Raw genomic sequence first — 6,920 nt, forward strand, 5'->3', positions numbered from 1 at the left:
CGAGCCAGGCCACCCCCCCGTTCCAGGCGCAGCAGGCCGCGGCGAGCGCCGCCAGCGCCATCCCGGCATCGAGCGCCCGCGGCACGCCGATGCGCCGCGCCAGCGCGCGCGCCAGCAGCGCGCCGGCGAGATAGCCGGTGAGGTTCAGCGCGCCGAGCAGCCCGGCTTCAGCCCCATCGACCCAGCCGGCGGCGACCATCGCCGGGAACAGCGGCACATAGGCGAAGCGGGCGAGCCCGATGCCCGAACAGGTCGCCGCCGCCCCGGCCAGCGCGGGCGAGAGGACGTCGCGCATCAGCCGCGCCGCCGCGGCGCGGCGCGATGGCGCCGTTGCGTCCCGCCGGACGGCCGCGGGGCTGCGCCAGGCGAGGATGGACCGCTCTGGAATCCATGTTTCCCGGAGGGGGCGATCCGTCCGGGCGCCTCCGCCTGCGCGGGCCTCGCCCCGGGGCGGAGGCGGCCCGGACATCCGTGCTGTCCAGGACAAGACATGCGATCGGATGACGGCATCCGATCGGCCAGGGCCTCAGGGGGGCGCCTGCGCGGCCCGGATCGCCCGCCGCAGCTTCGCCACGCCAGCGCGCGGCTGGCCTTCCTCGCACAGCCGCATGCCATCGGCGCCCAGGCTGCGCGCCGGTTCCCCGCCCGCCCCCGGCAGCCGGGCGAGCCGGCCGACGAGTTCCGTGCAGTATTCCTGGCTGTCGCTGGTGATGCGCGGGATCGGCTCGCCGGTCGCGATGAGCAGCGGCGCGGCCAGCATGACCGACAGCGGCAGGCGGATGGGCATGGCCCGTAGGATAGCGCCCTGCTTCTGAGGCCCGGATGGCGGCGCGATGACGCCAAGTTCATGCGATGCCGAGTCTGAGCGTCGCGCGCAGCCCCGGCGGCAGGCGCCCCGGTTCCGCATCGCCGAGGACGAGGTCCCCGCCATGCAGATGCGCCACCGCCCGCACCAGCGACAGGCCGAGCCCCGAGCCCGGCGTCCCGCGCGACGCGTCGGCGCGGAAGAAGCGCTCCCCCGCGCGCGCGCGGTCCTCGATCGGCAGGCCGGGGCCGCTGTCGGCCACCGCGATCTCGATCCCCTCGCGCGGAAGGCTGCGTGCCGACAGCAGCACCCGGCCACCCGGCGGGGTGAACTTCAGCGCATTGTCGATCAGGTTCCCCACCGCCTGGGCGAGCAGGTCGCGGTCGCCCACCAGGTCGATCCGGTCCGGCAGCTCCGTCACCAGCGCCTGGCCGCGGCTTTCGGCGACGACGCCATAGAATTCCGCCACGTCGGCCAGCACGGGTGCGAGGTCGAAGCTCGCGAAGGCGGCGCGCCGCGCGCCGGCCTCGGCCTCGGCGATGCGCAGCAGCGCGCCGAAGACGCGCGTGATGTGGTCGAGGTCGGCGATCGCCTGTTCGATCGCAGCGCGCAGCGCGCCGGGCTCCGCCGTGTCCGCCAGCGCTTCCTCGAGTTTCGCGCGCGCGCGGGCGATCGGCGTGCGCAGGTCGTGCGCGATGGAATCGGACACGCCGCGCACGCCTTCCATCAGCCGGTCGATGCGGTCGAGCATGGCGTTCATGCTCTCCCCCAGCCGGTCGAACTCGTCCTCCAGCCCGGAGGAGGGAACGCGGCGGGACAGGTCGCCCGCCGCGATCGCTTCCGCCGTGCGCGTCGCCGGGCGCAGCCGGTTGGCGAGCGCGCGGCGCAGCACCGCCGCGCCGACGAGGGCGAAGATGCTCGCGGCGGCGGAGGACCAGGCGATGCCCTCGGCCAGCGTGTCGCGCAGGCGCTGCTTCTCCTCGATGTCGCGCCCGGCGATCAGCCGGTACTCGCCGAGGTTCATGGTGTAGAGCCGCGCCTCGACGCTGATGCCCTCCCGCGCCACGAAGGCGAAGGACCAGGGGCCGTCCGGGCCCTGGCCCGCCGCGGCCGGCCAGCGGTCGAGATTGCCCGCCACGCGCACCCCCCGCGGGTCGAGCAGCAGGTAGATCGCGTGGTTCTCGACATCGGCCGCGAGCCGTTCGGCGATCGCGTCCGAGACGGCGCCCGGCCCGCCTTCCCGCCAGCGTTCCATCAGGCCGAGCGCATCGGTGCGCAGCGCCGCGTCGGTCTGCCGGTCCAGCGAGCCCGCGGTCGCGAACCACAGCACGAAGGCGAAGCCGGCGGCGGCGGAACTGAACACCACCGCGAACAGCAGGGCGAAGCGGAAGCCCGCGCTGCGCAGGAAGCGCAGCAGCGGGTCCCATGGGTTCGGCAGGTCTTCCTGCGGGATGGGCGGGGGCGTCACGGCTCGCCCGGCGCCTCGGGGCTCAGGGCTCGGCGCGGATCATGTAGCCGGCGTTGCGCACGGTGTGGATCAGCGGCTTGTCGAAGCCCTTGTCCACCTTCTGGCGCAGCCGGCTGACATGCACGTCGATCACGTTGGTCTGCGGGTCGAAATGGTAGTCCCACACCTTCTCGAGCAGCATGGTGCGCGTCACCACCTGACCCGCATGGCGCATCAGGTGTTCCAGCAGGCGGAATTCGCGCGGCTGGATCTCGATCCGCTTGCCGCCGCGCGTCACGGTGCGGGAGAGCAGGTCCATCTCGAGGTCGGCGATCTTCAGCCGCGTCGCCGGCGCATCGACCGTCGGGCGGCGCGCCAGCGCCTCCACGCGCGCGAGCAGTTCGGCGAATGCGAAGGGCTTGACCAGATAGTCGTCGCCGCCCGCCTTCAGGCCCTTCACGCGTTCATCGACGGCCGAGAGCGCGGAGAGGAACAGCACCGGCGTGCGGTTGCCCTGGGCGCGCAGTGTCTCCACCAGCCGCACCCCGTCCACGCCGCCGGGCAGCATGCGGTCGAGCACCAGCATGTCGAACTGCTCCGACGCCGCGAGGAACAGCCCGTCACGCCCGTTCGCCGCGTGCTCCACCGTATGGCCCGCTTCCTGGAGCCCGCGGCGGACGAAGCGCGCCACCTCGGCATCGTCTTCCACCAGAAGGATGCGCATCCCGTTTCCTCAGCTGTCGTTGGGCCGGCGGCCGATCTGCACCGCGACCTCCTGGCTGCGCCCGCCGCGCGTGAGCGTGAGGCGCACCGTCTCCCCCGGCGGCAGGCCGGCCACGCCGCGCACCAGCGCGCGCGATGTCGCGACCGATTCGCCGTTCAGCGCCGTGACGAGGTCGCCCTGCCGCAGCCCGGCGCGCGCGGCTGGGCTGCCGCGCTCCACCCCCATGATGAGGGCGCCGCGCCGGCCGCGGCCCTGTTCCTCGGCATCCGCGACCGAGACGCCAAGCCAGCCGCGTTCCACGCGCCCGCCGCGGATCAGCGCCTCGATCACCGGGCGCGCGAGGTCCGACGGCACGGCGAAGCCGATGCCCGCACTCGCGCCCGAAGGCGAGTAGATCGCCGTGTTGATGCCGATCACCTCGCCCGCCATGCTGAACAGGGGCCCGCCGGAATTGCCCGGGTTGATCGGCGCGTCGGTCTGGATGAAGTCGTCGAAGGGGCCCTGGCCGATGTCGCGCCCGCGGGCCGAGATGATCCCGCTCGTGATGCTGCCGCCGAGGCCGAAGGGATTGCCGGCCGCGATCACCCACTGGCCGACCCGCATGTTGGCCGAGACGCCGAGCGAGACGGCGGCGAGCGGCCCGCGCGGCGTTATCCGCAGCAGCGCGATGTCGGTCAGTTCGTCCACGCCCATGACGCGCGCCGGATAGTCGGTGCCGTCCTGCGTCGTCACCGTGACGCGCGTGGCGTTGCCGACGACATGTCCGTTCGTGACGACGACGCCCGAGGGCTCGATGATGAAGCCCGATCCCGCGCCCTGCACGAGCTGTCCGCGCCGGCCGCGCTCGAAGGGCGTGCCGCGCGAGTCGGGGGAGGTCTCCCGGCTCGTCACCTGGATGCTGACGACGGCGGGCAGCACGCGTTCGGCCAGATCCGCGAAGTCGGGCAGGCCGCGCTGGGCGGAAGCCGGCCGCGCGCAGGCGGCCAGCGCCGCGGGCAGCAGCAGCGCCAGGCGGCGGGGCAGGGCGGGTCTGGACTCGTTGCGTTCTTCGGCGTTCACGCCCGCAATCTGCGCTGCGCCGCGCGCGGGTTCAACCGGAAGCGGCCGCGGGGTCCTCGGGCCAGGGGTGCTTGGGGTAGCGGCCGCGCATGTCCTTGCGCACCTCCGCCCAGCTTCCCCTCCAGAAGCCCGCCAGGTCGCCGGTCACGGCGATGGGCCGGCCGGCCGGCGAGAGCAGCGCCGCCTGCAGCGGCACCCGCCCCCCCGCGAGCGGCGGCAGCGATGCGAGGCCGAACAGATGCTGCGCCCGGGCTTCGAGCGTCGGCACGTCACGCGCGTAGTCTATGGCCGCGGACCGACCGGCGGGCAGCGCGAGCCGCGCGGGCAGCGCGGCGTCGAGCGCCCGGCGTTTCTCCCACGGCAGGTCGCCGAGCAGCAGGTCCACGAGATCGAGCGCGGCGAGGTCCGCGAGCCGGCTCCGCCCATGCAGGTGCGGCGCGAGCCAGTCCTGCACGCTACCCGCCAGCGCCGCGTCGGAGACATCCGGCCAGGCTTCCCCCTCGGCCTTGCGCATCCAGCCTATGCGCGCCTGGACCTGGCGCGCGGCATCCGTCCAGCGCAGGTCGCGCAGGGACCGTTCGGCGGCCGCGGCGGCCAGGGCGGCGGCGACGGACGCCGGGTCGGCATGCGGCAGGGTCGCTTCCTCCAGCACCAGCGGGCCGAACATCAGCCGGCGCCGGGCCACCACGGCGTTGGCGCGCGGATCGAAGGCCGCCCCTTCCTCCCGCCGCAGCCGTTCCGGGAAGCGCGCTTCCAGCACGGCGCGGTCGATCCGCGCGGCCATGCGGATGCGCGCTTCCGTCCCCTGCAATTCGAGGTCGGCGACCGCGAGCAGCGGCGCCTTCGCCAGCGCATCCGTCGCCGGCAGCCGCGCCCCCTGGCCGGAGGCGAGGCGGAAGGCGCCATCCATCGCGCCGCGCTTCGCCGCGATCCGGTCCGGGAAGCCTGCCGCGAGCAGCGCGCCGGCATCGCCCTCGGGATGCACATCCCCATGCACACGCAGCCGGCGCCGGTGCAGCGCGGCGGCGCGGCGGATGCGATGCAACGTCGCGCGATCCGCATCGGCGCGGTCGGCGCCGTGCAGCAGGTCCAGCCGCAGATGCACGTCCGATGGCGCGTCGCGGCCCCGGATCGGGTCGCGTTCCTCGAGCAGCGCGGCGAGGTCGGCGGCGAGCGCGCGCTCGCCCTCATCCCTTGCCGCGACGAGCATGCGCGCGAGGCGCGGATGCGTCCCGAGCCGCGCCATGCGCCGCCCGGTCTCGGTGATCCGCCCCGCCGCATCCAGCGCATCGAGGTCGCCGAGCAGCGCGCGCGCCGCGGCCACCGCGCCCGCCGGCGGCGGGTCGAGGAAGGCCATCGTCGCCGGATCCGCGCCCCAGCCCGCGCAGTCCAGCACGAGGGAGGAGAGTTCGCTCTCCAGCATCTCCGGCCGGTCGGCGAGCGGCAGGCCGCGATGCAGCGCCTCCGACCACAGCCGGATCGCGACACCGGGCGCGGTGCGCCCCGCGCGGCCCGCACGCTGGTCGGCAGCCGCGCGGCTGATGCGCACCGTGACCAGGCGCGACAGGCCGCTCGCGGCATCGAGCCGCGGCGCGCGGCGGAAGCCGCCATCGATGACGATCCGCACGCCGGGGACGGTCAGCGAGGTCTCCGCGATCGAGGTCGCGAGCACCACCTTGCGCCGTCCGTCCGGCGCGGGGTTCAGCGCGATGTCCTGCTCGGCCGGCGGCATCTCCCCATGCAGCGGCACGACCAGCGCGTCGACGCCTGCGAGGCTTTCCTGCGTGCGACGGATCTCCCCCCAGCCGGGCAGGAAGCAGAGCGCGTCGCCGGGATGTTCGCGCAGCGCCTCGCGCACGGCCGCCGCCATCGCCTCCGGCAGGTCGCGCGCATCGGCGAGGTCGCGGGCGCGGTGGCGCATCTCGACCGGCCAGGCGCGGCCGAGGCTCTCGATGACGGGCGCGGAGCCGTGAATCGGCCCGGCACCCACATCCGGCCCGATCGGCGGAGCGCCGGATGGCGCGGAGCCGTGAATCGGCCCGGCCCCCATGAGCCCCGCGAAGGCCGCGCCGTCGATCGTCGCGGACATCGCCAGCAGCCGCAGGTCCGGCCGCAGATTCGCCTGCAGGTCGAGGCACAGCGCGAGCGCGAGGTCCGTGTCGATGTTGCGCTCATGCGCCTCGTCGAACAGCACCGCCGCGACGCCATCCAAACCGGGGTCGGATTGCAGGCGACGGACCAGCAGCCCCTCCGTCACCACCTCCACCCGCGTGCGGTCGGAAAAGGCACGGTCGAGGCGCGTGGCGAGGCCGATCGTGCCGCCGGGGGCCGGTTCCCCCACCATCTCCGCCATGCGGCGGGCGGCGGCGCGGGCGGCGACGCGGCGCGGTTCCAGCACGAGGATGCGGCCGCCTTCCGCCCAGGGCTCGTCCTTCAGCACCAACGGGACAAGCGTGGTCTTGCCGGCACCGGGCGGGGCGACGAGCACCGCGTTGGAGCCGGCGCGCAGGGCGGCGACGAGCGCGGGCAGGGCCTCCTCGACAGGAAGGGTCATGCGGGGGCGCCGCCCGCGCGCCCCCGCCGCGGGTTCCCAGGGACGATGCTTGCATCGTCCCTTGGGGCCAATCGGCCGAAAGGTCTTTGGCAACCGAGACTCAAGGGAAGCACCGGGCCAGCAGCGGATCGAGGCCGAGCATGGGGGCCTGCGCGGCAGGCGCGCCGCGCGCGGCGCCACCCCCGAGCGCGGCGGCGAGCGCACAGTCGAAGCTGTCCAGCACCGGGACGCCAGCGAGGGGCGCAGATCGGAAGAGCACCGCCTGAACTCCAGCCACACTTGGACCCCGGAAGGCGGCGCCCGGCCGGAGAAGGGGGGGGGGGGGGGGGGG

The 6,920-nt window shown here is 74.8% G+C and carries 6 protein-coding genes; all 6 read right to left on the bottom strand.

Annotated features, from left to right (window positions below):
• Positions 1 to 295, bottom strand: a 295-nt coding sequence (locus HW577_RS17405) for a YbfB/YjiJ family MFS transporter (protein ID WP_198377415.1), incomplete at its 3' end; no start/stop codon positions are given.
• A gap of 231 nt (positions 296 to 526) precedes the next feature.
• Positions 527 to 787: a hypothetical protein gene (locus tag HW577_RS17410; protein WP_198377416.1), complete on the bottom strand. Its 261-nt coding sequence runs from the start codon at positions 785 to 787 to the stop codon at positions 527 to 529.
• A gap of 58 nt (positions 788 to 845) precedes the next feature.
• On the bottom strand, positions 846 to 2,273 hold the full coding sequence (locus HW577_RS17415) for a sensor histidine kinase (protein WP_332837746.1): 1,428 nt from the start codon (positions 2,271 to 2,273) through the stop codon (positions 846 to 848).
• 22 nt (positions 2,274 to 2,295) lie between these two features.
• Positions 2,296 to 2,976, bottom strand: coding sequence for a winged helix-turn-helix domain-containing protein (locus HW577_RS17420; RefSeq protein ID WP_198377417.1), 681 nt, complete (start codon positions 2,974 to 2,976; stop codon positions 2,296 to 2,298).
• Between the two features lie 9 nt (positions 2,977 to 2,985).
• Entirely contained in the window at positions 2,986 to 4,035 is a 1,050-nt protein-coding gene (locus HW577_RS17425; protein ID WP_198377418.1) for a S1C family serine protease, read from the bottom strand.
• A gap of 31 nt (positions 4,036 to 4,066) precedes the next feature.
• A complete protein-coding gene (hrpB, locus tag HW577_RS17430; protein WP_198377419.1) occupies positions 4,067 to 6,589 on the bottom strand; it encodes an ATP-dependent helicase HrpB in 2,523 nt (840 codons plus the stop codon).
• Positions 6,590 to 6,920: the final 331 nt, after the last annotated feature.

It is taken from the genome of Neoroseomonas rubea, assembly GCF_016106015.1.
GTDB lineage: Bacteria > Pseudomonadota > Alphaproteobacteria > Acetobacterales > Acetobacteraceae > Neoroseomonas > Neoroseomonas rubea.